Source organism: Pseudomonas sp. NPDC088414 (assembly GCF_044753325.1).
Lineage (GTDB): Bacteria > Pseudomonadota > Gammaproteobacteria > Pseudomonadales > Pseudomonadaceae > Aquipseudomonas.
In genome coordinates this window covers 55,855-81,688 of the sequence record NZ_JBIVMY010000026.1, presented here as the reverse complement: position 1 = coordinate 81,688, position 25,834 = coordinate 55,855, and the positions used below count along the sequence as shown (strand labels likewise).

At 55.9% G+C, this 25,834-nt stretch carries 19 protein-coding genes and 2 pseudogenes; 12 read left to right on the top strand and 9 right to left on the bottom strand.

Annotated elements, in window-relative coordinates; all coding sequences use genetic code 11:
* The 9 genes and pseudogenes from ACIP8I_RS20330 to ACIP8I_RS20290 all read left to right on the top strand — a co-directional run.
* A pseudogene (locus ACIP8I_RS20330) lies at positions 1–94 on the top strand (type VI secretion system tube protein Hcp); the annotation flags it as partial.
* 135 nt (positions 95–229) lie between these two features.
* Positions 230–2,272 carry a type VI secretion system tip protein TssI/VgrG gene (tssI, locus tag ACIP8I_RS20325; RefSeq protein WP_400763386.1) on the top strand — a complete coding sequence of 681 codons (2,043 nt, stop codon included), beginning with the start codon at positions 230–232 and terminating at the stop codon, positions 2,270–2,272.
* Complete coding sequence (locus tag ACIP8I_RS20320) at positions 2,262–2,999, top strand: DUF4123 domain-containing protein (RefSeq protein WP_400763383.1); 738 nt, start codon at positions 2,262–2,264, stop codon at positions 2,997–2,999. Before tssI ends, ACIP8I_RS20320 begins: the two co-directional genes overlap by 11 nt.
* The gene (locus ACIP8I_RS20315; RefSeq protein WP_400763381.1) at positions 2,999–7,666 is read left to right on the top strand and encodes an RHS repeat-associated core domain-containing protein; all 4,668 of its coding nucleotides are present in this window, start codon (positions 2,999–3,001) and stop codon (positions 7,664–7,666) included. The genes ACIP8I_RS20320 and ACIP8I_RS20315 overlap by 1 nt, the downstream gene beginning before the upstream one ends.
* Positions 7,667–7,668: 2 nt before the next feature.
* Positions 7,669–8,001, top strand: a complete 333-nt coding sequence (locus ACIP8I_RS20310; RefSeq protein ID WP_400763378.1) for a hypothetical protein — start codon at positions 7,669–7,671, stop codon at positions 7,999–8,001.
* A 326-nt stretch (positions 8,002–8,327) separates the two neighbouring features.
* A complete protein-coding gene (locus ACIP8I_RS20305) occupies positions 8,328–8,783 on the top strand; it encodes a hypothetical protein (RefSeq protein ID WP_400763376.1) in 456 nt (151 codons plus the stop codon).
* 269 nt (positions 8,784–9,052) lie between these two features.
* Positions 9,053–11,377 (top strand): annotated as a pseudogene (locus ACIP8I_RS20300) (RHS repeat-associated core domain-containing protein); the annotation flags it as partial.
* Complete coding sequence (locus tag ACIP8I_RS20295) at positions 11,374–11,805, top strand: HEAT repeat domain-containing protein (RefSeq protein WP_400763373.1); 432 nt, start codon at positions 11,374–11,376, stop codon at positions 11,803–11,805. The pseudogene ACIP8I_RS20300 and the gene ACIP8I_RS20295, both read left to right, overlap by 4 nt.
* Positions 11,806–12,133: 328 nt before the next feature.
* Positions 12,134–13,159, top strand: coding sequence for a hypothetical protein (locus ACIP8I_RS20290; protein ID WP_400763370.1), 1,026 nt, complete (start codon positions 12,134–12,136; stop codon positions 13,157–13,159).
* A 212-nt stretch (positions 13,160–13,371) separates the two neighbouring features.
* On the opposite strand, the gene ACIP8I_RS20285 is transcribed toward ACIP8I_RS20290, so the two are convergent.
* Entirely contained in the window at positions 13,372–13,650 is a 279-nt protein-coding gene (locus tag ACIP8I_RS20285) for a tetratricopeptide repeat protein (RefSeq protein ID WP_400763390.1), read from the bottom strand.
* Complete coding sequence (locus ACIP8I_RS20280) at positions 13,611–14,183, bottom strand: tetratricopeptide repeat protein (protein WP_400763368.1); 573 nt, start codon at positions 14,181–14,183, stop codon at positions 13,611–13,613. Before ACIP8I_RS20280 ends, ACIP8I_RS20285 begins: the two co-directional genes overlap by 40 nt.
* A 286-nt stretch (positions 14,184–14,469) precedes the next feature.
* Between ACIP8I_RS20280 and ACIP8I_RS20275 the strand changes: the two genes are divergently transcribed.
* Entirely contained in the window at positions 14,470–15,276 is an 807-nt protein-coding gene (locus ACIP8I_RS20275; protein ID WP_400763365.1) for a glycosyltransferase family 2 protein, read from the top strand.
* 329 nt (positions 15,277–15,605) lie between these two features.
* Here the strand turns inward: ACIP8I_RS20275 and ACIP8I_RS20270 are convergent, their stop codons facing one another.
* From ACIP8I_RS20270 to ACIP8I_RS20240, 7 genes are all read right to left on the bottom strand, one after another.
* Positions 15,606–16,190 carry a hypothetical protein gene (locus ACIP8I_RS20270; RefSeq protein ID WP_096796222.1) on the bottom strand — a complete coding sequence of 195 codons (585 nt, stop codon included), beginning with the start codon at positions 16,188–16,190 and terminating at the stop codon, positions 15,606–15,608.
* An 85-nt stretch (positions 16,191–16,275) separates the two neighbouring features.
* Positions 16,276–16,458, bottom strand: coding sequence for a hypothetical protein (locus ACIP8I_RS20265; RefSeq protein WP_400763363.1), 183 nt, complete (start codon positions 16,456–16,458; stop codon positions 16,276–16,278).
* A gap of 11 nt (positions 16,459–16,469) precedes the next feature.
* Positions 16,470–16,712 carry a hypothetical protein gene (locus ACIP8I_RS20260; protein ID WP_007961359.1) on the bottom strand — a complete coding sequence of 81 codons (243 nt, stop codon included), beginning with the start codon at positions 16,710–16,712 and terminating at the stop codon, positions 16,470–16,472.
* 152 nt (positions 16,713–16,864) lie between these two features.
* Positions 16,865–17,935 carry a lipocalin-like domain-containing protein gene (locus ACIP8I_RS20255; protein WP_400763361.1) on the bottom strand — a complete coding sequence of 357 codons (1,071 nt, stop codon included), beginning with the start codon at positions 17,933–17,935 and terminating at the stop codon, positions 16,865–16,867.
* Positions 17,925–20,396: an ABC transporter permease gene (locus ACIP8I_RS20250; protein ID WP_400763358.1), complete on the bottom strand. Its 2,472-nt coding sequence runs from the start codon at positions 20,394–20,396 to the stop codon at positions 17,925–17,927. The genes ACIP8I_RS20255 and ACIP8I_RS20250 overlap by 11 nt, the downstream gene beginning before the upstream one ends.
* Complete coding sequence (locus ACIP8I_RS20245) at positions 20,393–21,046, bottom strand: ABC transporter ATP-binding protein (protein ID WP_400763355.1); 654 nt, start codon at positions 21,044–21,046, stop codon at positions 20,393–20,395. The genes ACIP8I_RS20250 and ACIP8I_RS20245 overlap by 4 nt, the downstream gene beginning before the upstream one ends.
* 304 nt (positions 21,047–21,350) lie before the next feature.
* Positions 21,351–23,048 carry a sulfatase-like hydrolase/transferase gene (locus ACIP8I_RS20240; protein ID WP_400763353.1) on the bottom strand — a complete coding sequence of 566 codons (1,698 nt, stop codon included), beginning with the start codon at positions 23,046–23,048 and terminating at the stop codon, positions 21,351–21,353.
* Between the two features lie 389 nt (positions 23,049–23,437).
* Between ACIP8I_RS20240 and ACIP8I_RS20235 the strand changes: the two genes are divergently transcribed.
* Positions 23,438–24,790 (top strand): UDP-glucose dehydrogenase family protein, encoded by a 1,353-nt coding sequence (locus ACIP8I_RS20235; RefSeq protein ID WP_400763351.1) that lies wholly within the window; start codon positions 23,438–23,440, stop codon positions 24,788–24,790.
* Positions 24,787–25,824 carry an NAD-dependent epimerase gene (locus tag ACIP8I_RS20230; protein WP_367085086.1) on the top strand — a complete coding sequence of 346 codons (1,038 nt, stop codon included), beginning with the start codon at positions 24,787–24,789 and terminating at the stop codon, positions 25,822–25,824. The genes ACIP8I_RS20235 and ACIP8I_RS20230 overlap by 4 nt, the downstream gene beginning before the upstream one ends.
* Positions 25,825–25,834 lie beyond the last annotated feature (10 nt).

Sequence of the window (25,834 nt, the reverse complement as noted above, 5' to 3'; positions counted from 1 at the left end):
GGAAGAAGTGCAGTTCACCTACCGCAAAATCACCTGGACCCACGAAGTATCCGGTACTTCGGGTTCCGATGACTGGCGTGCTCCAGTCGTTTAATTACGGCTGATCGTTACAAGCATCGACCAGCCCTGCTGGTCGATGTTGTTTACGCCCCTCCAGAATTTCGCGTACGTTGAGCCGCTTTTTTTGCGGCCGTCGACGAGCGCCGCTGTACAGCACGAGGAACAAGGGATGTTCGCGCCGGCCAATGAAACCCACTTTGCCCTGACCATCGAAGGGCTCTCCGCCGATTTTCAGGTATTCACCCTGACCGGCCGGGAAGCCATCAGCCAGCCTTTTGTTTTTGAGGTGGAGCTGGTCAGTGAGCAGCCGTCGCTGGACCTCGAAACCCTGCTGCACAAACCGGCCTTCCTGCAGCTGTCGCCCGATGGCAGCGGCATCCACGGCCAGATCTACCGCGCCGCCCAGGGCGATTCCGGCAAGCGCCTGACGCGTTATTCGGTAACCCTGCGCCCGCAACTGTCGTACCTGGCGCACCGCGTCAACCAACGCATCTTCCAGAACCTCACGGTGCCGAAAATCATCGGCATGGTTCTCGAAGAGCACGGCATCCAGAGCAACGCCTACGAATTCAAGACCGGTTCGATCTATCCCGAGCGCATCTACTGCGTGCAATACGATGAGTCGGACCTGCATTTCATCCAGCGCCTGTGCGAGGAAGAAGGTATTCACTACCACTTCCAGCACAGCGCCACAGCGCACAAGCTCGTCTTCGGCGATGACCAGACGGTGTTTCCGAAACTCCAGCCTGTGGCCTACCAGCAAGACTCCGGCATGGTCGCCAGCAACCCGGTGATCAAGCGTTTCGACCTGCGTCTGGAAACCCGCACCAGCCGCACCACCCGCCGCGACTACGATTTCGAAAAACCACGCCTGACGCTGGAAAGCGAAAACCGCGGCGACGCCCTGCCCGACCTCGAAGACTACGACTACCCGGGCCGTTTCATCGACCGCGAGCGCGGCAAACACCTGGCCAAACGTGCCCTCGAACGCCACCGCAGCGACTTCCAGCTCGCCGAAGGCAAGAGCGACCAGCCGCTGCTGGTCAGTGGCCATTTCCTCGCCCTGACCGAACACCCGAAGGCCAAGTGGAACGACCTGTGGCTGCTCACCGAAGTCCTGCACGAAGGCAAGCAGCCGCAGGTGCTCGAAGAGTCGGTGACCAGCGACACCACCGCACTCAAAGACGATTTCCACCAGGGCTATCGCAACCGCTTTCAGGCGACCCCGTGGGACGTGCCCAACCGTCCACCGCTGCGCCACCCGAAACCGCGCATCCTCGGCAGCCAGAGCGCCGTGGTCACCGGCCCCAAAGGCGAAGAGATCCACTGCGACCAGTACGGCCGGGTCAAAGTGCAATTCCACTGGGACCGCGAAGGTCAGGCCGACGACAAGACCAGCTGCTGGCTGCGCGTCTCCAGCGCCTGGGCCGGCGCCCAGTACGGCGGCATCGCCATCCCGCGCATCGGCATGGAAGTGCTGGTCACCTTCCTTGAAGGCGACCCCGATCAACCACTGATCAGCGGCTGCCTGTACCACAAGGAAAACACCGTCCCGTACGATCTGCCGGCAAACAAGACCCGCAGCACGTTCAAGACCCTGAGCTCGATGGGCGGCGGCGGTTACAACGAACTGCGCATCGAAGACAAAAAAGGTCAGGAGCAGATCTTCCTCCACGCCCAGCGTGACTGGGACGAAAACATCGAGCACGACCAGAAGATCCGCGTCGGCAACGAACGCCACGACACCGTCGAGCAGAACAGCTACACCGAATTCAAGGCCGAAGAACACCACACCGTCTACGAAGACCGCAAAGTCGAAGCCCGCGCCAACGACCACCTGACCGTGGGCGTGAACCAGCACATCAAGATCGGCACCGGCCAGTTCATCGACGCCGGCCAGGAAATCCACCTGAGCAGCGGTATGAAAGTCGTGCTCGAAGCCGGCGCCGAGCTGACCCTGGTCGGCGGCGGCAGCTTCATCAAGATCGACGCCGGCGGCGTGACCATGAGCGGCCCGACGATCAACATCAACTCCGGCGGCAGCCCCGGCAGCGGCACTGGCGCCGCGCCGCTGATGCCCGGCATTCTCAAACAGGCCGACGCCGACAAAGCCGGCCAGGTCCTGACCCCGGCCCAGATCAACACCCTCAAACGTAACGCGCCGTTCTGCGAAGAATGCGAAAAATGCAAGGCAGGTGCCTGTGCCATCTGATCGACTGACACCCAAGGACTGGCTGGCGCAACAGCCGCTGCAAAATGGCGAGCGTTTGTACCTGATCATCAGCGCAGCGAGCGATGCCGACGCCCTGAAAACCCTGTACCTGACCGAACCCACCGCCCAGCTCCTGCCAATCTGGGGCGGCACGCCCTACTCCACCTGGCAACCGGTGATGCCCTACGTCACCGAACTCAAACCGAACTCGGCATTCCTGCCCTGGATCGCCGAAACCGACGCCCTCGACTGGGGCTGGCTGGCCATCTCACGCGCCGAACCAAACGAGGTGTTCGAACATCTGCGCAGCCTGACGCAGGTGAAGATGCCGGATGGGACCGAGGTGTTTTTCCGGTTTTGGGATGGGCGGCATATCTACCCGATTCTGAAGGGGCTTGGGGAGAAGGCTGGGGAAGTACTGCCGGTGTTTGAGCGGTATCTGATTAATGGGCAAACGCTGGAGGTTGGGACGCGGGTGTTGCCGAAGGTGAAGGATTGGCCGTGGTGGGAGGTGCCGAAGGAGTTGCTGGATGGCTTAGCCAAGGAGAACCCGACGACACTGATCAGCAACCTGATGCAGTGGCTGGAAGAAGACCGCCCGGATATTTACAGCGCTTGGCCTGAGAACAACCTGAAGCTGAAAGTCAGCCGTTTCGTGCGCCGCCCGGATGCGCCGAAAAACCTTAAAGAAGCACTGTTAAACCACCTGATTCTGGAGCAAGGCTGATGGATCGCGTTGCCTTTGTTGATAAACAACTCTCTACCTTCCCGGACAGTTTGAAGGACTACCGAGAACTGACTGAAAGCAAATATGCGGAATGGCTGGACAAGGGGCCTCAATTTCTCGATAGACCAGCATTTTTTGGGTTGAGCAGATCCATCAAGCTCGGGAGCGCGAACGCTACCGTCAGTGTGAAAGACGATGAGTTCGAATCCACGGTTGCACAGTGCCCCAAGGATGGCAGACTGCTGATCGAAAGTAAGTTTGTCTCCGTCAACGACATTCCCGTTGGCAATATAACGGTCGAGGTCACTCCCAAAGAAGGCGGCACAGCAACTTCTATCACTCTCGATGCTGAAGGAAAAGGTGTTTACAAGGGCGTACCAGGAAAAAAATACTTCGTTCGGGTACAAAGCTCAGTAACAAAAAATCAGCTAAATCAGCTATTTAGCTCCTACGACGGGTTCACCGCACAGTTAAAAGACTGGCTCGACTTAGAATGGAGAAAATACAGACCACTTTGGCCGAAGGAAACACTTGCCTCTCCCTACCTCGCCCAGATGAAGGGAACGCTCATTGGAAGTTGGGAGGCGATCAAGGCAGCATTTGACGGCATTAAGCGAATCTTTGAGATCCTGAAGGACCCGAAACAATTCGCAAAGGAATTGGGAGAAAGCGCGAGCGATTTGTTGAGACTAGCGAAAGAAACACCAGCGATGATGGAAAAGCTGATGTTGCTAGCCAGCGACCAAGCGGCACTTTTTCTTATTCTGAAGGCGTCAGGAATCTGGCTACTACAACTCCCTCCCAGCGTAATATCCGGAAAAACCGCAGAACAAATATCCAACGCCATCGTAACTATTTTAATAGATATTCTTCTGGCGATCGTTCTCACGTTCGCTGCAGAGGGCTCAGGTATTGCCTACCTCGGCGTGCGCTTGGTTAACTACGGTGCAAGAGTTATCGAAGCTGTCTCTGGGTTTGTAAAATCCATATTCAGTATTGTTAAAAATTTCATGGAAGCGATCGAGCACTACAAAAAACTCGCTACAAGGGCGATCGCTGGGACTTTTGAAAAGGGCAAGGTCAAACTTGGCTGGGACCGACAAGACCATGCAAAAGTTGGCAGTTCAGAGCATGTTGATGACAAATCAAAACAGTCAACCAACCACGACGATAAAAACGTCGCCTGCACCAGGGAAACTTGTGTTAACGGCTGCCCAGTATCGATGGTTACAGGGGAGGAACTGCTAACGCTTACTGACGGCCAGTTAAATGGACTGTTTCCATTCGAATGGACCCGCCTATATCGTACTAGCGCAGCAGAAGTAGACTGTGGACTAGGCTACGGGTGGAGTCACGCTCTTGCGCAGCGAGTTCAAGTGAATGACGACGGGATTGTCTGGACAGATCATGAAAATCGCATCACCAACTTTCCGCTTCCTAGCGAACAACGGTCAGCAATAACCAATAGCCTAGCAAAAGCGGCTATTTTCATTGGTGATGATCCATCTGAACTCATTCTGACCCAGGCAGGCGAGCGCCCACTGTTCTATCACTTCAGGTACAACAGCGAAGGCGCAACACTTATTGCAATTACTGACCGGTATCGTAATCGGCTTCATATTACTCGCGACATTCATGGACGAATCAAACGTGTAGATAACGGTGCGGGACGAGCATTATTAATTCGCTATGATCGCAAGCACATTGTATCTGTCGATTATCAGCAGTTCATCCCTGCAGACAACCTGGAAGATGCTTGGGCCACCATTCAAACACTTGTCACTTATCGATACGACGAGCACAGTCGCCTCGTGGAAGCGAAAAACGCCGCGGGTGAAAGTGAGCTTTATTCCTATAACCACCAAAACGTAATTCTCGAAAGGCAACTAGCTGGTGGTGCGAGCTTCTTCTGGGAATGGGAGAACGAAGGAAAATCCTCTCGATGCATCCATCATTGGGCAAACTTTACACAGATGGATGCCCGCTACACTTGGGACGATAATGGAAGCGTTACTGTTACTAACGCTGATGGCAGTGAGGAAATCTACACTCATGACGATCACGCCAGACTCATCAGCAAAGTCGAACCGGGTGGAGCGGAACACAGCAACATCTATGACGAAAAGGGCCGTCTTGTTGCCGAAAAGAATCCATTAGGCGCAATCACGGAATACCAGTACAACGACGCGGGTCGATTGGAAACAGTAATTCCGCCAGAGGACACACCTACACTTTACGACTACAAATTCGGCTTTGTGTCCGAAGTTCGTCGTGGCGATGCGATCTGGAAATATATACGAAACAAACAAAGTGATATCACTCAACAAATTGATCCCGACGGTAATTCAACGTATTACTCTTACGATGATCAAGGTCGTCTTTTAGAGATTCTAAACCAGGATGGCAGCCGCCATAGGTTAGGTTGGAACAACCTCGGCGAATTGCTTGAAGAGCAGTTACCGGATGGTGGGAAACGTAAATACCGTTACGATGCACTTGGGCGGCAAATCACTCGCCAAGATGAAACGGGCGCCATTACTCAATACCAATGGGATGCCGTTGACCGTCTGATTCAGGTGATCCTACCCGGTGGCGCCAGCCGTGCCTTCACCTATAACCCGTATGGTCGCGTCACCGCCGAGCGAGACGAACTTGGGCGCATTACTCAGTACGAATATGCTGACAACCTGCATCTTGTCAGTCGTCGCATCAATCCGGACGGCAGCCAACTGCGCTACCGCTACGACAATTCGGGACTGCTGCTTACCGAAATAGAGAACGAGCGCGGCGAGCAATATCACCTCGACTACTACGCCAACGGCCTGATCCAACAGGAAACCGGCTTCGACGGTCGTCGCACTGCCTACGAGTACGACCTCAACAGCCAGTTGGTCAAGAAAACCGAATTCGGCGATGACGGCAGCGAACTCGTTACCGAATACCAGCGCGATGCTTCTGGCCGCCTGTTGGTAAAAACCCTCGCCGATGGCGAAGAGATTCACTACAGCTACGACGGACTGGGTCGTTTGGTAAATGTCGACGACGGCAATTGGCCACTCGCCTACGAATACGATGTGCAAGATCGCCTGATCACTGAACACCAAGGCTGGGGCACCACACGTTATGAATATGACAGCGTTGGCCAACTGAACCACTGCCGCCTGCCCGATGGCAGCAAACTTGACTACCGTCACCTGCCCGGCGGACGTCTGAGCAGCATCGACCTCAATGGCTCTCGCCTGACCGCTCACCAGTTCAGCGCCGGACGCGAACAGCAACGCCAACAAGGTCTGCTGCTCAGCCAATACCAGTACGATGAGCAGGGTCGCTTGCAAGCCCACACAGTCGGCCAGCGAGACAAGAACCTGTTTCAGCGTCGCTACAACTACGACGCCAACGGCAATCTCGCCGGTATCGATGACAGCCGCAAAGGCAAGCGCAGCTATCACTACGACCCGCTCGACCGACTCATCAGAGTGCGCGGCGCCACACCGGAAAGCTTCGCCCATGATCCAGCCGGTAACCTGCTGGGTCAAAACAACGAAGGCACAGCGAACCTGGCCAACGTCAAAGGCAACCGCCTGCTGATGCAGGGCGACCGCCATTACGACTACGATGCCTACGGCAACCTGATCCGCGAACGCCGTGGTGCCGGCCAGAAACTCGTCACCGAATACCGCTACGACTGCCAGCACCGCCTCATCGGCGTCAGCCTGCCGAGCGGCAAAACCGCGTCCTACAAATACGACGCCTTCGGCCGACGCATCGAAAAAACCGTCGAAGGCCAGACAACCGAATTCTTGTGGCAAGGTGAACGACTGATCGCCGAAAGCGCGGAAAACCGCTACCGCAGTTACATTTACGAACCGGGAAGCTTCCGTCCATTGGCGATGCTCGACGGCGAAGGCCCGCGCAAAGCCACGCCGTTTTACTACCAGCTCGATCATCTGGGCACACCGCAGGAACTCACCGACTACAGCGGCGAGATCATGTGGTCGGCGAAGTACCGCGCCTACGGTAACCTCGCCGCGCTGGACGTCAGCGAGATTGATAATCCGCTGCGCTTCCAAGGTCAGTACTTCGATGCCGAGACGGGGTTACATTACAACCGGCACCGCTACTACAATCCGGGCACTGGGCGGTTTTTGACGCCGGATCCGATCAAGCTCGCGGGTGGGTTGAACAACTATCAGTACGTGCCTAATCCTACGGGTTGGGTAGATCCTCTTGGTCTGAGTACTTGTCCAGGCGGCGAGAATTGTACGCCTGGAGTGGGGGCTGACGATGCTGCAACAAAACCACAAGTAAATGAGGGCGATCAAAAAGCACCTGAAACAGGAGGCGCAGCTCGAGCTGCTCAATACTCTGCAAATTGGCCTAAAGCAAATTTAAATAATGCTGTGGAAAAATTCGCCGGCAACAATCCTATAATCAGCACCACTGATAAGGGTAAGAAAATATACAAAAACCCTCAAAATGGAGTAGAAGTAGTAGAAGACATGAATGGAAACTATTTTAGAGTTTACGACCCCTCACTTCCCGGAAAACGTAAATATCTGAATCTTGACGGAATTGTACCTAGCAACAAAACGCTTCCGAACGGAAAGCAAACAGGCAGATCGCAAAGCGAATACAACGAAGTTACGCACTTTAACAAGGAACCATAGAAGTGAAAACAATTTCAGTGCCAGTAACCGTGGAAGCAATGAATCGATTAGACTTTGATGAATGTTTACCGGGAGATCTGGAAGAAATTTTTCTTTCCGAAGATGAATTCACAACTCTTGCAAAGACCGGAGCAATTGAAAAAATTAACTCAACACTAGGAATACTTATAGACGAGTACGAAGACGAAAAAATACAGGGCATCTCAGAATTACAAACATCCCTCAACATATTTCAAGAAGCATTAAAAACCACCAACAATGAAATAATAAAAAAAATCTTAAAGCTTAATGAATCAGCAATAAAACATAATACTGGGCTGTTTTTTTACTTCTGAATTTTTCTCAGAAATGTATAAACTGATAAAAACCACAAATCCATATTCAATACTAAACCAAAAGAATATCGGAAAACCACTCCTTATTCTATGAAAATGGCGACTCAACATAAATGAATTACATAAACACATAAACACTTCCAACTTATAAAAATAATGGATTTCTATTTCTGGTGAAATCACTCACCAAAAAACTGAGCATACCTATACTGCTTCAGCTTGCCACTTTTTGATCAAAAGGGATTGAACGCCCTCCCTTTGGCATTCTTTTCAGAAAATAAATCCGCCCCCCTTTTTCATGATTGAATTCGCCAAGGGTTTATAAAATGACCAAAATTGATCGACACGATGCTATAAAAAAAATCTCAAAGGCAACTATAATTTTGCTTGACCATGACGAGCGAGAATCTCATCTCCTCGATTGGTGGAGTATTGATGAGAGCAATCCTGAATTCTTCACGCTGTCAGAGCAACTGCAGAGCCTTATTGCCAGCGAGGACGATTTACCTAGCGACATCGATGATAAAAAATATGACGAACTTATCATACTTGCGCTAACATCAAGCTACAAAGGCGTAACAAACGCATTCCTATCGAAAAAATTAAAACAATTGAATATTGGAGAGTACGAGGTATCTGGAGAAATTGAAACTCTGATGCCTTGCCCGTGCTGTAAATATCGCACGCTTTTAGTGCTTGGTAATTATGAAATTTGCGACCTATGCATTGGGAAGACAATGGAGCTAGCAACCTTGACACTTATAGCGGCCCAAACCACATGACTCTCCGGGAAGCAAAAGAATTGTTTGCAAAAAAAACTGAGAAACTTCCTTTGGATAAATGGGTGAAAGAATAACATTGAGATGAGTCATTCGCGTGTCAGGATAGTCGAAATTGCGACTATGGCGAAGTAATCAGATCACCGATTTTACAGACGAGACTAAGGGGGACAGGTTTATTTTCCGGCTTACCCCCTTTTTGATTCAAAAGGGAGTGAAAATCCCCCTGTTCTAGCCGCCTTTTTCAGAACCAGAGCCGTCTCCTTTTTCCGGAAGAACGCCTGCCGGACGGCGGTCAACGCAAGTATCGCTACGACGCACTGGGTCGTCAGATCACTCGTCAGGAAGAATCCGGCGCCATCACCCACTACCAATGGGATACGGCCAACCGCCTGGCACAAGTCACGCTGCCGGGCGGTGCAACACGTGCCTTCACCTACAACGCCTATGGCAACGTCACCGCCGAACGTGACGAACTCGGCCGCATCACTCGCTACGAATACGCCGACAACCTGCACCTGGTAAGCCGCCGCATCAATCCGGATGGTAGCCAACTGCGCTACCGCTATGACAACTCGCGTCTGTTGCTCACCGAAATAGAGAACGAGCGCGGCGAACATTACCAACTCGATTACTACTCGAACGGCCTGATCCAGCAGGAAACCGGCTTCGACGGTCGCCGCACCGCCTACGAATACGACCTCAACGGCCAGTTGTTGAAGAAAACCGAATACGGTGATGACGGCAGCGAACTCGTTACCGAGTATCAACGCGACGCCGCTGGCCGCCTACTGGTAAAAACCCTCGCCGACGGCGGAGAGATTCATTACAGCTACGACGCTTTGGGTCGTCTGGTGAATGTCGACGACGGCCACTGGCCGCTCGCCTATGAATACGACGTACAGGATCGTCTGATTACCGAACACCAGGGCTGGGGCACCACGCGTTACGAATACGACAGCGTTGGCCAACTGAGTCACTGCCGTCTCCCTGACGGCAGTACACTCGACTACCGTCACCTGTCCGGCGGACGCCTGAGCAGCATCGACCTCAACGGCTCACGCCTGACCAGCCATCAGTTCAGCGCCGGTCGTGAACAACAGCGTCAACAAGGCCTGCTGCTCAGCCAATATCAATACGACGAACAAGGCCGCCTGCAAGCCCATACAGTCGGCCAGCGTGATAAAAACCTGTTCCAGCGACGCTACAACTACGATGCCAACGGCAACCTCGCCGGTATCGATGACAGCCGCAAAGGCAAGCGCAGCTACCACTACGACCCGCTCGACCGACTCATCAGCGTGCGCGGCGCCACACCGGAAAGCTTCGCCCACGACCCGGCGGGTAACCTGCTTGGACAGAACAACGAAGGCACCGCCAACCTCGCCAACGTCAAAGGCAACCGCCTGCTGATGCAGGGTGACCGCCATTACGACTACGATGCCTACGGCAACCTGATCCGCGAACGCCGTGGCACCGGCCAGAAACTCGTCACCGAATACCGCTATGACTGCCAGCACCGCCTAATCGGCGTAAGCCTGCCGGGTGGGAGCACCGCGTCCTACAAATACGACGCCTTCGGTCGCCGCATCGAGAAGACCGTCGACGGCCAGACCACCGAGTTTCTGTGGCAAGGTGAACGACTGATCGCCGAAAGCGAGGAAAACCGCTACCGCAGCTACATTTACGAACCCGGTAGCTTCCGCCCACTGGCGATGCTCGATGGCGAAGGCCCACGTAAGGCCACGCCGTATTACTACCAACTCGACCACCTCGGCACACCACAGGAACTCACTGATTACAGCGGCGAGATCATGTGGTCGGCCAAGTACCGCGCCTACGGTAACCTCGCGGCGCTGGACGTCAGCGAGATCGATAACCCGTTGCGCTTCCAGGGTCAGTATTTCGACGCCGAGACGGGGTTACATTACAACCGCCACCGCTACTACAATCCGGGCACAGGACGGTTTTTGACGCCGGATCCGATCAAGCTTGCTGGGGGGTTGAATAACTACCAGTACGTGCCTAACCCTACGGGGTGGGTGGATCCGCTGGGGTTGAATGGGTGTCCCGGTGCGGGAGACAAAGAGCAATCCGCGAATAACGCGCAGAAACCTGAAGAAAAAGCCAAAGTTGATGAAGGCAGTCCCGAAGCTCCATATACAGGACCGATCCCCAAAACAATGCAGGAAAAAATCCTGTATGGCACTCGGAGCCCTGGACATAACAAGCCTGTCGGTGGTCACTCCCCTCAGGTAATGAATTCACCAAACTATCAATACGATGTAGTCAGCACTAATAAAGATGGGACTACCAGTGTGAAAAATTTCAAGATGATTTTGGAGCGAAAAGATGGAACCACTGGCTGGTCCGCTGCAAAATCTCCAAATAGACATACTTTCGCACCTAAAAGCTGGAGTGACGCAAAAATACTAAAAGCTACGGATGAGGTGGCATCAGAGCCAGGCAGAGTATTGCGCAATGAACCCGGATCATTAGTTACCGAACACACTAAAATTGTTGACGGTGTTGAGTGGCAAGTAATTAAAGAGAATGGTGTAGTGACCTCATCCTACCCAACAGGAGCAACCCCATGACATTTCACCACGCAGACGAAGTTTACGAAAAGCTATGCTCATGGATTGGAGACTCTGAAGAATCAAACTGGACCGAGTACAGCACCGAGCTTGTTGCTAAAACAGTGCTTATAGACTTCAAAGACCAGCATTGGAGCCGTTTGGAGCAAGAAATACTTGAAAAGCCGGAGTATTGGCAGCAGCGTTGCGCTGTTTCATTAGGCGAAGACAGAACAGAGCACGCCATCAAAATATTAAAGCTACTGCTTTCCAACTCTGAGTACAAGGACGTAAAAATAATCGCCATATACGAGCTCGATTGGGCAGAAGTACCTATGGAAAAAAAATACTCATCACATATAAAAAAAATCATAGACTCCACACCAGCAACTGAAGTCGAAACAGAAATCTATAGCTTGTTGAAAAAATCTGAAGCAGCCCCACAATGAAAACTCAGAACTTACTTCACCAACCCATCTTCCGATGAAGCATCAACGCAGACAATAATCTAACTCATCACCAAGAACTAACACACACCTAAAAGCTCATCAAAAATATATCTATAAAAATCTATCACCAACTACAAACTCACCCTCCCCTTACAACCAAAAACATTCCTTTAATTTATATAAAATTTCGAAACCTGCCTATAACACATTGAAAACTTTCCTACCAAAGAAGTTTTTGCCGTCTAACTAGCTGTGGTGATTTCCTGAACATTCTCAATCACTCACCGCCATTACAGCAATCGGATCACACACTCAAAGGACTGTCCCCTTGAAATACCTGACTCGCCCTCTAACCCTTCTTCTCGCCCTAGCCTTCTCACTCAGCGCCACCGCATTATCCCTTCGCTCCGAACAACGCCCAGACGGAACGACGGCCCTGCTACTCACCAATGACCCAGCCCCGGACAGAGCGCCAAAGCTCAACAGGGATCCAGCCATTCGTTCGGCGCTAGTTGATTTCTTTGGCTACCAAACAGGTAGCTACACCAACGACAAAACAATGATCGTGCAACAAGTTCTGGAAGCGCTCGATTCGGAAATGTCGATGTTTGAACAGGGTGTGCCTGCCGGCAGAAAAATGATCACCGCCATGGATGATGGCAACAACGGGTTCGACCGTGGGGCTTTGTTACTGGATGACAAGGGTCAACTGATCGCTGTCGGCTTGGTGAATGGTCATTGCACGGTGAAGTCTCGTGACGAGGCTTTGACCTGTAATGATGCGCCGGACACGGTGCTGACGATCTTCCAGCCGCAAGGCGCGAAAAAAGCTGACGCAGAATCCTTGATTGGCTGGAGCAAGCAGTTGCCGCCGCTGTTGGCCATGTGGGCGGAAAGCGATAATCCGGAGCGACGGGCGGCCGCGCAGAAAATTGCGACCATTGAATACGCTGCCACTAACCCGAACCAGGGTTCCTGGACGGCGGCTCAGTTACCCTCCGATTTCCCTAAAGCGATGCTGGCAATGCTGCCGCAACGGGCGCATCTGATCGGTGCGGGTGCTCACGGCGTATTCACCACGCCGGGGATGGAGGGTTCACCGATTGAGGGTGATTGGGACAAGATTGCCGGACGTCCTCAGCATGAGTTCGAGGTCATTCTTCGTACCTTTACTGATTATGCAGATGTCATCGATTTCTATCAGCAGCATGCGAAGGATGCCGAAATCAGCGGTAATCAACGAAAAGCGCTGGTCGAGGGTTACATCGGTGGTGGTACTTACAAAATCGAAATACGAAATAAAGAGGACGAAGGAACGGTGATCACCTTATCAGCCTGGAATCAAGAGATCTGATTCATTCAATCAGAAAGAGGCGACTTTAATCGCCTCTTTCTGGTTGTATCTCAGAGCTTTTCCAATTCTTCCTTCGCTCCAGGCGCATAGCGACCCACTGCCTTGAGCATCCAGAACTCTGCCTTGGATCGGCTCTTGGGCAGTCCACCTCGCCCTTGCGCATACATCTTTCCTAATGCCAACTGAGCGTTGCCAAAGTCTGCGTCCGCTGACTAGCGGTAAAGTTTCGCAGCTTCGCGTTCATTGCGTTCAGTTCCATGCCCCTGCTCCAGCATCTGTGCCAATTCATATTGCGAGTACTGGTTACCTTGCAAAGCCGATTTGCGATACCACGCGACAGCGAGCTTTTCATCCTTTTCTACACCGCGCCCGGTGGCCAGCATCTCGGCGAAATTATTTTGACCAGATGCGTCTCCTGCCTCAGCAGCCTTACGAAACCAATTTGCTGCGGTTACGTCGCTCTGTGGAACTTCGTCACCCTCTTCGTAGATGTGAGCCAGAACATATAGGCCATGACGTAGCCGCCCTCGGCCGACTGGTTGTAGTACGCCAACGCTTTGTCCATATCCTTGAGATTTTTGATTGATCGGCCGCCGCGATGGTAGATCTGCGCCAGACTGAACTGAGCTTTGGCGTTACCCTGCTCCGCCGCTTTCAGATCCCAATAAACACCTGCATCTTCACCCTCAACACTTCGATCCCAACTAAGCTCCTCAGCAAGTCCGACTTGCGCCTCGGCATTACCTTGTTCTGCTGCCTTGCGAAACCACTCTTCCGGCATGCCCGGCGACCACTGCTCTACCACCCCGCAAAGGTTCTCCTGAATGGCTTTGCCAAACTGCGTCTGCGCTTCGAGATCACCTGCAACTGCTCGCTCATGCAGATGTTCCGAATTCGGTGCGCACTTGCCTGCCTTCATCCCGTCGTAGAGCTCACGCGGTTCTTGTGCCCACGTTTTACAGGCGATGAACATCGAAAAAAAAGCAGTACCTACTGCACCGATAGTTTTGAAACTGTTGCTCATTTGATACTTCCTTGTGGCTTAAAAAATCCAGGCAAAAAGCGTTGCGCGTCGCCGGGGGCATTGATGACGCCATCAATGGTGGCGAGAGCAATACGTCCGGTTTTCCTGAAGCGTTAAAGCGGAGCGCAGTTTAACGTGTGGACCGGATTCCGTGGGTGAGATGTCGTGTCTCGAAACACCTCGCCTCACTTCCTGAACAGCAAATTAAGCTTCAACTAAGCTTGCGTCGCTAGCATCCCGGCCCGAGAGACACCTGTCACCGATCAACCGCGGATGAGCTTCCCGAATGAGCCTGTTTGATTTACCAGCCGTTACGCAGCCGAATTTCAGTCTTGTATTGGTAAATTACAAAACCCCGGACATCACCCGGATGTGCCTGGAGTTGTTGCGCCAGCATGTTCAGGCGCAGCGCGTTCCGGTTTGGGTGGTGGACAATGACTCTGCCGACGCCAGCCTGGATTACTTGCGCTCGTTGGACTGGATCAATCTGATCGAACGTCCCTCCCCCGGCAAAGAAGCGGGACATATTGCGCACGGCAAGGCGCTGGATCTGGCGCTGGAAAAAGTTGAAACCGACTATCTATTTCTGCTGCACACCGACACCTTTGTCTACGACAAGGAAGTCTTTGCGATGATGTTGCGTGAGTGCACAACGTCTGCGGATATCGCCGCAGTCGGGTGTGTCGAGCAAATCAATCGTGGGATTGTCAGAGACACCTGGCGACTAACTTCGCGGTTTTGCAAACACTATATTCGCCGGGCGAAAACTGCGTTGGGTTTGCGTAGTAAAGAGCCGAAACCTTATCGAGAAACTCATCTCAAGAGTTTTTGCACCTTGTGGAACGCCAAGTTGATGAAATCCCATGGACTGCACTTTTGCATGGATGACCGAGTTCCCGGTTATACCCTGCAGGATCGAATGGTCGCTCTGGGCTACGTCATCAAGCTGCTGTCACCGCGCAAGATTTTCCGCTATCTGGATCACATCCAGGCAGGAACTGTTGCCGCCGCCGGCACGTACGGTAAAAACCACCGCCGCACCAAGATGTATGAAGCCACTCTCAAACGCTTTGCGGGTCAGGCATCGACATAATCGCGAACACAAAAAAGGGCGACTGCAAAGTCGCCCTTTTTTTATCTGAAATTGTATACATTCGCTCCGAAGAGGTGTTCGCCCAGTGTAATGGCCTGGCAATCCATGCACCGGTAAAGAGCCCTGACACTGGGCGAACGGGAAGGATTTTAATAGAAGTTGGCGGATATGTCGTCATACACAAAGGTAAATTTTATGTACGAAGAAGTTAATAGATATTTATCGACGAAATCCTTTCTTGAAACTTTCAAAGCACGGCTCAGCTCATTTCAGATGATTGTTCTCATACAATAATCTGTACAAGAACAATCATCTTGTAGAGTTAATACTCAGCTTTCATGCTGACTGGTCACTTTTAATACATCGGTATAAGTGACTACTACGCTCTGCCCGACTTTCAGATCTTTCAGCTTGGCCTGAATTTCAGGCTTTTTGACGTCGAGGATTTTCGACTGACCTTGAGGGTTTTCCAGGGTCACCTGATTATTCTTCAAATCAATTTTGGTGATTTTCAGTTGCACCTGAATCTGCCGGTAAGCCTCGCCGCCCGGGTTTTCGCTGCCCGGCGCCTTGCGCAGTTCGCCGCTACGCTCGACGGTGCCAGGCAGACCTTTATCCACATCGGTATCGAGGTAAGCCGCCACCGAACGCTGCACTTCGACTTTTACCAGATCGCCGACCTGGAGGTTGGCGAGGTTTTTCGCCTTGTCGCTGAGCTGAACGTGAACCTGACGACCTTCGGCGCCTTCCAGCACGACCTGATGGTTGGCCGCATCGACGGCCAGCACTTTGGTCGTGACCTGATCGGCCTCGACGGTGGCGGATAGCGGAATATCGGCCGCCATTGCGCCGAAGCTGGTGGCGGACAGGACAGTTGCGAGGGTGATGGCCTTGGCCAGAGCGTGGAGCTTCATAAGCGGTACTTTCCCTGTAATGAATGGCAGCACCCGGCGCCAACGCAGGGTCGGCGGCGGATGTGCCATTGAGCATAGACGCTGTTCAGGGCTTGGCTTTCGTTTCTGCCGCGGCGGTCTCCTGCGCGGTGGATTCGCCACTGGCGGTGCCCTTGCCGCTGTCCTTGCGCTGTTTGGGATCGGTCGGGCGCAGGGCGTCGTTGTCGCGTTCGGTTTCTCCCGGTGGCCGGGGTTCGTCGGGGTGTTCGTTGGGGGATACGGGTTTCATGGCGGGGCTCCTCAGGCTTCGGGGTCATCCAGTTCATTGGCGACGTTCACGGCAGGCGAATCCTTGTGCAGGTCATCGGCCTTGGCGCGCAGGATCTGCCACTGCTCCAGATCGATCGCGCCCTGGCCGAGCAGGTCGTCGGCAATGCGTTGCAGGTCGAAATAGTGAGCGTCGGGGGATTGCTGCCAGTAGGTCTGATCGTCGAACAGACGCTGCCAGGTGGTGAGGTCTGGGGGTTGCAGGTCGTCGCTCATGGTCAATCCTCCGCGGGTATTACGTTGTAGAGGCTGCGCAATGAAACGGAGTTCAACCCAATGTAGGAGCTGCCGAAGGCTGCGATCTTTTTAAAGATCAAAGTCAAAAGATCGCAGCCTGCGGCAGCTCCTACATGAATGGCAATCAGCAGTCAGTACCCGGTCATTTCCAGATAGCCACGCCCGCCATGGCTGCCGCTGATCCGCACCGGCCCTTCCCAGTACGGGATGCGCAGGTCCATCCAGGCCTTGGGGTTAAGCGCGTCGAGGCTGATGTCGAGGTGTTTGTCGGGAATGCTGATCGACCAGCGCACCGGCATCTGGCGTCCGGCGACCTTGGCGGTGTCCTGGGGGGTGAGTTTGATCTGCTCGCTCTTCAAGGTTTCGGTCTGGCCGTTGGCGCTGATCCAGGTGCCGGTCAGAAACGGCGCACCATCGGTTTGCCGGGTGCGGAACAGCATCAGCGATTCGCCGCTGTCCAGGTGCAGGGAAAACCAGTCCCACCCGGTCTGATTGGCCGCCAGCGGCTGGCTGCTCCACTCACGGTCCAGCCACGCCGGGCCGCTGACGGTGTAGGTCTGGCCGTCGATTTGCAGGGTGCCGCTGGCCTGAAAGAACGGCTGACTGTAGTAGTACGAGGCCTGGCCTTGTTCGGATTTGCGGCTGAAACCGTTGTCGCCCTGTAACACCAGCGGCCGACTGGAGGTGAGGTGCAATTGATAGCTGAAAGCTTTGTCGCTGGCGCTGAGTTGCAGATCGGTCAGCGGATCCTGCGCCTGACTGGCGAAGCGCCAATCATCGATCCACGCCTCGAACGGCGCGACGTTCACGCCGGCTTGCCCCACTCCGCCCCGGGCATAGCGCTCGGCGGCATGGTGTGCGGTGGCCGATGTCACCGCGGCATGTCCGAGCCAGATCGTCTGGTTGGCCCAGCCCGGTTGTTCTGCCGCAGGCTTTAAGGCGCTGCGAAACAGCGTCCACTGCACGCCGAAATCGTGACCCTGCCGGTCCTTGAGATTGGCGGTGACATACCACCACTCGATGCGAAAACCATCATGCGCGCCATGATCCGCCGGGAAGCTGAACACCCGCCCCGGCACCACGGCGGTGAACTGCGCAGCCTGATCGCCAAGCCCGGCAAAACCCTTCTGCTCAGGCACAGGTTGATCGCAACCGGCCAACAGCAGCAGTGCTAACAGTAGCGCAACCCGGTTAATCCTCATGAGCAAACGTCCTCAGCAGATCCGCCGGTTGCGTGCGGTACAACGAATACAGCGGCCACGCCGAGGCCAACAGCGTCGCCAGCAACGCCAGCCCGAGCAACTGCAGCAGTTGCAGGGGAAAAACCCGCAACGGCAGACGCCAGCCGAACGCCTGCACGTTGATCACCGCGTCCAGACACCACGCCAAGGCGATCCCCAACGGCAACGCCAGCACCAGCGTCAGCACCGCCAACAGCCAGGTCTGACCGAGATTGAGCAGCATCAACTGGCGGCGCGTCACACCCAAGGCCCACAGCGGCGCCAGTTGCCCGAGACGGCTCTGGCTCTGGGTCAGCAAACTGATGAACAGCGCCACACCAGCCACCGCCAAAGTGAGGCTGTTGAGCGCGGCGGTGGCGGCGAAAGTGCGTTCGAAAACCTGCACCGACCACCCCTTGAGCCGCGCCTGATCGACGATGCGGCTGTCATCGAGTTGAAAGCGCGTCTGCAGCGTGGTCAAAAACGGCGGGATATCGGGCGGTGCGATGCGCAGGTTGAAACGGTTCGGCGTCAGTGACGGCCACAACCGCAGCAAATGATTGCTGTTGACCAACACGTGCCCCTTGGGATTGCCGTAGTCGGCGTAGATCCCGACGATCCGCGGTGACCACGCCCCGCCCGGCGTCGGCACGCTCAGATGATCCCCCGCGCGCACCTTCAGCCGTCGCGCCAGTTGTTCGCTGAGCATCACCGCGTCGTCCGTTGCCAGATGCGCCCACGGATCACCGGCAATCGCCTCGAGCAACGGCCAGTGCTGGCGATAGTGCGGATGATCGATCACCCCGAACACATCCGCCGGCCAGCCCTGCAGGGTCACTGCCACCTGCCAGTTGGGCAGCACCGCGCTGACGTTCGGTTGTTGCTTGAGCCAAACGTACATTTCACGGGATTGCGCCGGATTGACCGGGTTGAGGTACAGCTCGGCACTGAGGCGTTGTTCGAGCCAGTCGTCGAAGGTCTGGCGAAACCCGGCGGTCATGCTGCCGGCGCCGATGTTGGCCGCCAGTGCGAGCAGCAACGCCATCAGTGCCAGACTCAGCGCCGGCAGTTGCTGGCGGCAATCGGCGAGAAACCACTGACCGAGTACCGAACGGCTGCGCCCGAGCAAAGGAGTAAGCACCGCACTGAGCAGCACCGGCAACGCCAGCGCGGCTCCCAGCAGCAGCCCGGCCATCAACACAAAACCGCTACCGAGACTGTTACCGAACAGCAACGCCAGCAGCGCAATCAAGCCCAGCAGCGCCGCCAGCCAACCCTGACGGCGCAACCAGCGCGCATGTTGCTGATGCCAGGCCTGCGGATCCGCCACCGCCAACAACGGCAAACGTGCCGCACGCAGCAGACTGCTGGCACCGGCCAGCAACGCACCGAACAGGCTCAAGCCAATACCGCTGAACCACCACCACGGGCTCAGGCGCAACTGCCCCGCCACTTCCGCGCCGTACAGACCGCGCAGGCTGGCGGCGACATCCGGCAGCAACACGCTCGCCAGCCAGTAACCGCTGATGACCCCGAACACCCCGCCAACCAGCGCCAGCACACCGAGTTCGACGATCAGACAGCCGATCAGCATCCGCGCACTGACCCCGCAGGCGCGCAACGTACGCAGCAGACCACGACGCTGTTCCAGCGCCAGACCGATGGCCGCGTGCACGATAAACAGCCCGACCAGAAACGAGAGAAAGCCCAAGGCATCCAGGTTGAGGTGAAAGCTCTCGGTCAGGCGCGCCAGATTGTTTTCCTCGGCGCTGCTCTTGAGCTGCAACCGGCCATTGAACGCGGCCGGCAGCTCGGCATGAAAATCCTTGGGCAATAACAAGCGCGACAGTTGCCCGGGCTGTTCGAGCACGGTTTGCGCGACTCCGATGTCCACCAGCAACACGCCCGGCGCCATGTCCTTTTGTGTGTGCAGCGGCGGCAGTGTCTGGCCGTTGACGGTCAGCGGCGTGGCGCCTTCGGTCAGGCCCAAGGCGTGCAGGGTTTCTGGGGAAACCCAGGTGCTGCCCGGCGGCGAAAAGAATTCGACGATGCGTTCGATCGGCATCGCCTGCCCGGCTACCGCAGCGTCCGCCGGCAGCGACACCGGTTCGATGCCCATCAGTTGCAGGCGCTGGTCCAGGTGATCCTTGAGCATCAGCCGCCCCTGCAGCAGCGGCGACACCGGCCAGCCTGCGCGGCGCAGATCAATGAACCACTGCTGGGTGAACATCGCACCGCTCGGTGTGACCAGACTGGCCTGGGGTTCGCCGCCGATCATCTGACTGGCCCGGGCGTAACTGTCGCGGGCCTGACTGTTCAGCGCCTCGACCCCGGTCAGCAGACTGGTGGCCAGCCACAATCCGGTCAGCACACTGAAAAACTGCACCGGATGCCGCCGCCAGTGACTGAGCAGCGCACGCAGGGTTTGCCAGAACACGTTCACGTCAGGCGGCCATTGGATAACACTACCCGCTGCGCCAGTCTCGCCGCCACGCGTGGGCTGTGCGTGACCATCAGCAGCGTGGTCGGCGTATCGTCCAGCAACTCGAGCAATAGGCGCAGCACTTCATCACTGGTGGCTTCGTCGAGGCTGCCGGTGGGTTCGTCAGCGAGCAGCAATTTCGGCCGCGACGCCAAGGCCCGGGCCAGTGCGACCCGCTGCTGCTGGCCGCCCGACAACTGTTCGGGATAACGCTTGAGCAATTCGCCCAGCCCCAATCGCTGCACCAGATGCGCCTGCCAGCGCGGTTCATGGCGCCCGGCCAGACGCGCCTGAAACGCCAGATTGTCCTCGACCCGCAGGCTGCCGATCAGGTTGAACTGCTGGAACACCAGACCGATTTCCGTGCGGCGCCAATTGGCCAGTTGCGCCTCGTTCATCTGCTCCAGCCGATGCTCGCCGCTGTGGATGCTGCCGCGATCGACCTTGTCGAGTCCGGCGATCAAATGCAGCAAGGTGCTTTTGCCACTGCCGGATTCGCCCATCAGCGCCAGACTGCTGCCGGGTTCGAGCGTCAGATCGACGCCTTGCAACACCGGGAGCGGGCCTTGGGGAGTGAGGTAACTTTTGAACACGCCTTGAACCTGAAGCATGCCGCCATCCGTTGGGTCAGTGTGGGGCAAGGATAGCGGATTGCGGCCTGAGCAGATCAGTGGTGTTTGAACTGGCCCCATCGCTTGCAGGCAAGCTCCCACAGGGATTGCGGTGGTTCACAAATACTGGACTCACCATCAAACACTGTGGGAGGCCTCTTCAGATCAGAGGTGTTTGAACTGGCCCCATCGCTGGCAAGCCAGCTCCCACAGGGATTGAGGTTGTCCACAAATACTGAGTACACCCTAAAACACTGTGGGAGCTGGCTTGCCAGCGATGAGGCCAGTGAAACCGGCACAAATCTCACTCCCCGGTCGCCACACTGGTCGCCGCCGCACCCGGTGTGACGATGGTCTTCAGATCAATGTGCTTCCACTCAGGCTTGGCGCCCAGCCGTGCATTGAAGCGGTAGTTGAAGGTGAAGTCGTCCGCCGTCGGCAGCGTCAACGGTTTGCCGTACAGCGCCTCGACTCCCGCCAGGTCGTAACCCATCAACTGCAGCAGCGTCGGAAAAATGTTGTAGTGGCTGGAGCGGTCCTTGTTCGTCGGCAGCGCTTGCGCCCAGTCCGGGCCGTGCAGCTGATCGCCCTGAATCACCACCAGCGGCACCAGCCCTTCTTCCTCCACCGGATCGCCGCCGCAGTGGGTATTGAGCCCGGGGTTGCCACGTTCATGCAGGTCCTGGCCGTGATCGGAGGTGTAGATCAGCAGCGCGTTGTGCAAATTGGCCTGGGCAAACACCCGGGCGAAGAACTCGCCGACGTTCCATAACACCGTGTTCTTGTAAGCGTTGCGGTACAGCACCCAGTCATCCGGCTGGCCGTTGAAACCGTCGCGCTTGCCGGTATCCGCCACTTCGGTGAACTGCCCGCGCGGCAGCGTCGGCCGATAGGCCATGAACGCGTCGGGGTATTTGTCGTGCACCGGGAAATGCGCGCCGACCTTGTTGATCACCACCAGCTCCGGCTGATCGTCGTTGAGCAGTTCGATCAGCTTGGCGGCGGCGGCCATGTCGCGATCACGCACGCTGGTCTGGTCAAACTGCACGAACTCGTCGATGTCCTTTTTCTCGGTGTCGGTCATCAGGTTCTGCAGATTGCCGGCAGTGCGCTGAGCGTCGATGTACACCGTGCGCAACCCGGCCTTTTTCGCGTACTGCCAGATCGACGGCAGCGTGCTGTTGATCCGCATGTAATCGGCACGGGTGCCGCCGTAGCGCAGGGTGACGTTGGTGTCGGCGCTGCAATTGGCAATCGACGCAGCGTAGCCGTAATTGAAGATGTCGACGCCCGGATGCGCCTGATTAAGGTTGCTGTGCACGCCGAACGGCGCGTTGATATCCAGATAATTGCCGGAGATGCTTTCGTCGATGATCAGCACGATATCGTGATTGACCGCCACCGCATTGCGCGCCAGCGTCACCGGCTCGCGCGGGCCGACCGTGTTGTGCAGCGCTTCATAGGCGAACAGGTTCAGATAGGCCAGCGGCGTGTACATGATCGGCAAACCGCGCGCGCCCTCGCCCGCCCGCAGGAACAGCACCGCGCTCAACAACAACACGCCACACACCGGCGCCGCCACCCGCACTGCATTGGGCACCGCCAGCGCATGGCGCGGCTTGAGCCCGACACCGAACAGTAATAAAAGCCCACTGAGCGCGCCATGAATGATCGCGTCGCGATACTGGTAGGCGGCCTCCTGGATGAAGCCGCCGGAGTACACCAGCGAGACAAAACTGCTGTAGCTCAGGTAATCCGCGGTGACCCGGGTATACACATCGAAAAACACCGCCGAGACAAACAGTGTTATTGCGAACAAGTGGCGAATGAGAGCCTGACGAATATAAGCCGTTAGATATAACGCTAAAGTAAGCGCCAAAAACATCGCGCCAAAAAGAAGTACAGCAAAACCGACACCGATAGCATTTAACCGGTCAATGTAATATTCGGAATAAAGCAGCAAATAAACAATTAAAAGTACTTCTTTGGCATATCTGAACATGGCGATACCGCTCGTGCAAAACGGCAGGGAGTCAAAGGTTTGTCGGTCAGAACCTGACACTAGCACCCAGCCATCAAAGCGCAAGAATTGACTGTTTTCTTCAGAAAGCGTCAAAAAACCGGTGACTCAAATCTGACACACACCGAACGCTGCAAGCCCTTAAATTAGCGGCTTACAACCGTTTATCGCTTATTTTAAATCTGAACAAATCTGCAGAAAAACAACAAATCCAATCGCAGCAATGACTTGATGGCCAATCGCCAAAAAACGCTCAAGTGTTATACACGTGCAACATGTCATTTTGCTGACACGCTTTCCAAACGCTGCGCTATACCCCTTTTACAGTCTTCTTCCGAACTTCTTCTTTTCGCTCTATCGAGGGTGCGCAGATGGACGTGAGCGTATTTGGCACCGGCTATGTCGGATTAATTCAAGCCGCCGCACTTGCAGATGTAGGGCATCGGGTTTTATGTGTCGATATTGACCCCAACAAGATCAAGCAACTGCAACAAGCTGTGCCACCTATAAGTGAGCCAGGTCTTTCCAGCACCCTTGAAGAAAACATCAAGGCCGGCCGCTTGCTCTTTAGCACCCAGGCCAGCGACGCGGTGGAGCATGCCGAGCTGATTTTCATCGCCGTGGGCACGCCGGCCGATGAAGACGGCTCCGCCGACCTGACCCATGTGCTCAATGTCGCCCGGCAGATCGCTTCGCACATGGAGGCTGATCGCACCCTGATCATCAAGTCCACGGTGCCGGTCGGTACGGCGGATCAGGTCGCCGCCAAGGCCACTGAAGAGTTGCAGCGCCGTGGCCGCAGCAGCCTCAAGGTCCGCGTGGTGTCCAACCCCGAATTCCTCAAGGAAGGCAGCGCCCTCGCCGATTGCATGCGCCCGGACCGGATCATCGTCGGCACTCGCGATGAAGCCGCCCGTGAGCAGATGAGCGAGTTGTACGCGCCGTTCTGCCGCAACCGCGAAAAACTGATGTTCATGGACAACCGCAGCGCCGAGCTGACCAAATACGCCGCCAACGCGATGCTCGCCACGCGCATCAGCTTCATGAACGAACTGGCCAACCTCACCGAACTGCTCGGCGCCGACATTGAAGCGGTGCGCAAAGGCATCGGCTCCGATCCGCGCATCGGCTATCACTTCATCTATCCCGGTTGCGGTTTTGGCGGCTCGTGCTTCCCCAAGGATCTGCGTGCCCTGCTGCACACCGCCGAACACAACGGCATGCCGCTGAAACTGTTGCGCAGCGTCACCGACGTCAACGACAGCCAGCGGCACATCCTCTTCGGCAAACTCAAGGCGCAATTTCCGAAGGGTCTGGCCGGCAAGTCGATCGCAATTTGGGGTTTGGCATTCAAACCCAATACCGATGACATGCGCGAAGCCCCCAGCCGCTACCTGATGGACGCGCTATGGGCCGAAGGCGCCAGCGTACAGGCCTACGATCCGGAAGCCATGTCCGAATGCCGGCGCCTGTACGGCTATCGCAACGACCTGCACCTGTGCGCCACCCGCGACGACACCCTGGAAGATGCCGATGCGCTGGTGATCTGCACCGAGTGGAAGAATTTTCGCGTGGTGGATTTCGAGCTGCTGGCGAGCAAGCTGCGCTCGAAGGTGATTGTCGACGGTCGCAACCTCTACAACCCGGAACACGTGGCCGCCGCCGGTCTGCATTACAGCGGCATCGGCCTGCGCCACATCGCTCCGGAAGGATTGCGCCCATGAAAATCCTGGTCACCGGCGCAGCCGGCTTCATTGGCGCCCATTGCGTGTTGCGGCTGATGCGCGACGGGCATGCGGTGGTCGGCCTGGATAACTTCAACGGCTACTACGACCCGCAGCTGAAACACGATCGGGTGCAATGGGTGCGTGATCAGGTCGGGCATTTCCCGTTGGCGCGGATTGATCTGGCCGATGCCGCCGCCATTGAAGCGCTGTTTGTCCGCGAGCAACCGCAGGTGGTGATCCACCTCGCGGCGCAGGCCGGGGTGCGTTACTCGCTGGAGAATCCGAAGGCCTACCTCGACAGTAACCTCTGCGGCTTCCTGAACATTCTCGAAGGCTGCCGGCACCATCCGGTGGAGCACTTGATTTACGCCTCGTCGAGCTCGGTGTATGGCGCCAACCAACACACGCCGTATTCGGTGCACGACGGGGTGAATCATCCGCTGTCGCTGTACGCCGCAACCAAAAAAGCCAACGAGCTGATGGCCCACAGTTACAGCCACCTGTTCGGCATTCCCAGCACCGGCCTGCGCTTTTTCACGGTTTACGGGCCATGGGGTCGGCCGGACATGTCGCCCATTCAGTTTGCCCGGGCGATCACCGAAGGCACGCCGCTGAAACTGTTCAACTACGGCGAGCACCAGCGCGACTTCACTTACATCGACGACATCGTCGAAAGCATCGCGCGCCTCACCGACCATCCGCCGCACAACCACCCGGAGTGGGATCGTGAACATCCCGACGCGGGCAGCAGCATGGCGCCGTGGTGCCTGTTCAACATTGGCGGCCACCACCCGGTGGAGCTGAAAACCTATCTGGCGCTGATGGAAAAACACCTCGGCCAGAAAGCCATTGTCGAGCTCTTGCCCCTGCAACCGGGCGATGTGCTCAACACCTGTGCCGAGACCGATGATCTGGCCCAGGCCACCGGGTTCCAGCCCCGGATCGAGCTGGATGAAGGACTGGGGCGGTTCATCGCCTGGTTTCGCGACTACTACCCCACTGCCTGTCGCCCACGCGCCGCTCGCGGCTGAACATCAGCGG

What these genes read in the sequence shown, in the direction of transcription:
- tssI (WP_400763386.1), top strand. Translation starts at nt 230, where the DNA reads ATGTTCGCGCCGGCCAATGAAACCCACTTTGCCCTGACCATCGAAGGG.
- ACIP8I_RS20240 (WP_400763353.1), bottom strand. Translation starts at nt 23,048, where the DNA reads ATGTTCAGATATGCCAAAGAAGTACTTTTAATTGTTTATTTGCTGCTT.
- ACIP8I_RS20295 (WP_400763373.1), top strand. Translation starts at nt 11,374, where the DNA reads ATGACATTTCACCACGCAGACGAAGTTTACGAAAAGCTATGCTCATGG.
- ACIP8I_RS20270 (WP_096796222.1), bottom strand. Translation starts at nt 16,190, where the DNA reads ATGAAGCTCCACGCTCTGGCCAAGGCCATCACCCTCGCAACTGTCCTG.
- ACIP8I_RS20280 (WP_400763368.1), bottom strand. Translation starts at nt 14,183, where the DNA reads ATGAGCAACAGTTTCAAAACTATCGGTGCAGTAGGTACTGCTTTTTTT.
- ACIP8I_RS20230 (WP_367085086.1), top strand. Translation starts at nt 24,787, where the DNA reads ATGAAAATCCTGGTCACCGGCGCAGCCGGCTTCATTGGCGCCCATTGC.
- ACIP8I_RS20255 (WP_400763361.1), bottom strand. Translation starts at nt 17,935, where the DNA reads ATGAGGATTAACCGGGTTGCGCTACTGTTAGCACTGCTGCTGTTGGCC.
- ACIP8I_RS20265 (WP_400763363.1), bottom strand. Translation starts at nt 16,458, where the DNA reads ATGAAACCCGTATCCCCCAACGAACACCCCGACGAACCCCGGCCACCG.
- ACIP8I_RS20315 (WP_400763381.1), top strand. Translation starts at nt 2,999, where the DNA reads ATGGATCGCGTTGCCTTTGTTGATAAACAACTCTCTACCTTCCCGGAC.
- ACIP8I_RS20260 (WP_007961359.1), bottom strand. Translation starts at nt 16,712, where the DNA reads ATGAGCGACGACCTGCAACCCCCAGACCTCACCACCTGGCAGCGTCTG.
- ACIP8I_RS20305 (WP_400763376.1), top strand. Translation starts at nt 8,328, where the DNA reads ATGACCAAAATTGATCGACACGATGCTATAAAAAAAATCTCAAAGGCA.
- ACIP8I_RS20275 (WP_400763365.1), top strand. Translation starts at nt 14,470, where the DNA reads ATGAGCCTGTTTGATTTACCAGCCGTTACGCAGCCGAATTTCAGTCTT.
- ACIP8I_RS20245 (WP_400763355.1), bottom strand. Translation starts at nt 21,046, where the DNA reads ATGCTTCAGGTTCAAGGCGTGTTCAAAAGTTACCTCACTCCCCAAGGC.
- ACIP8I_RS20235 (WP_400763351.1), top strand. Translation starts at nt 23,438, where the DNA reads ATGGACGTGAGCGTATTTGGCACCGGCTATGTCGGATTAATTCAAGCC.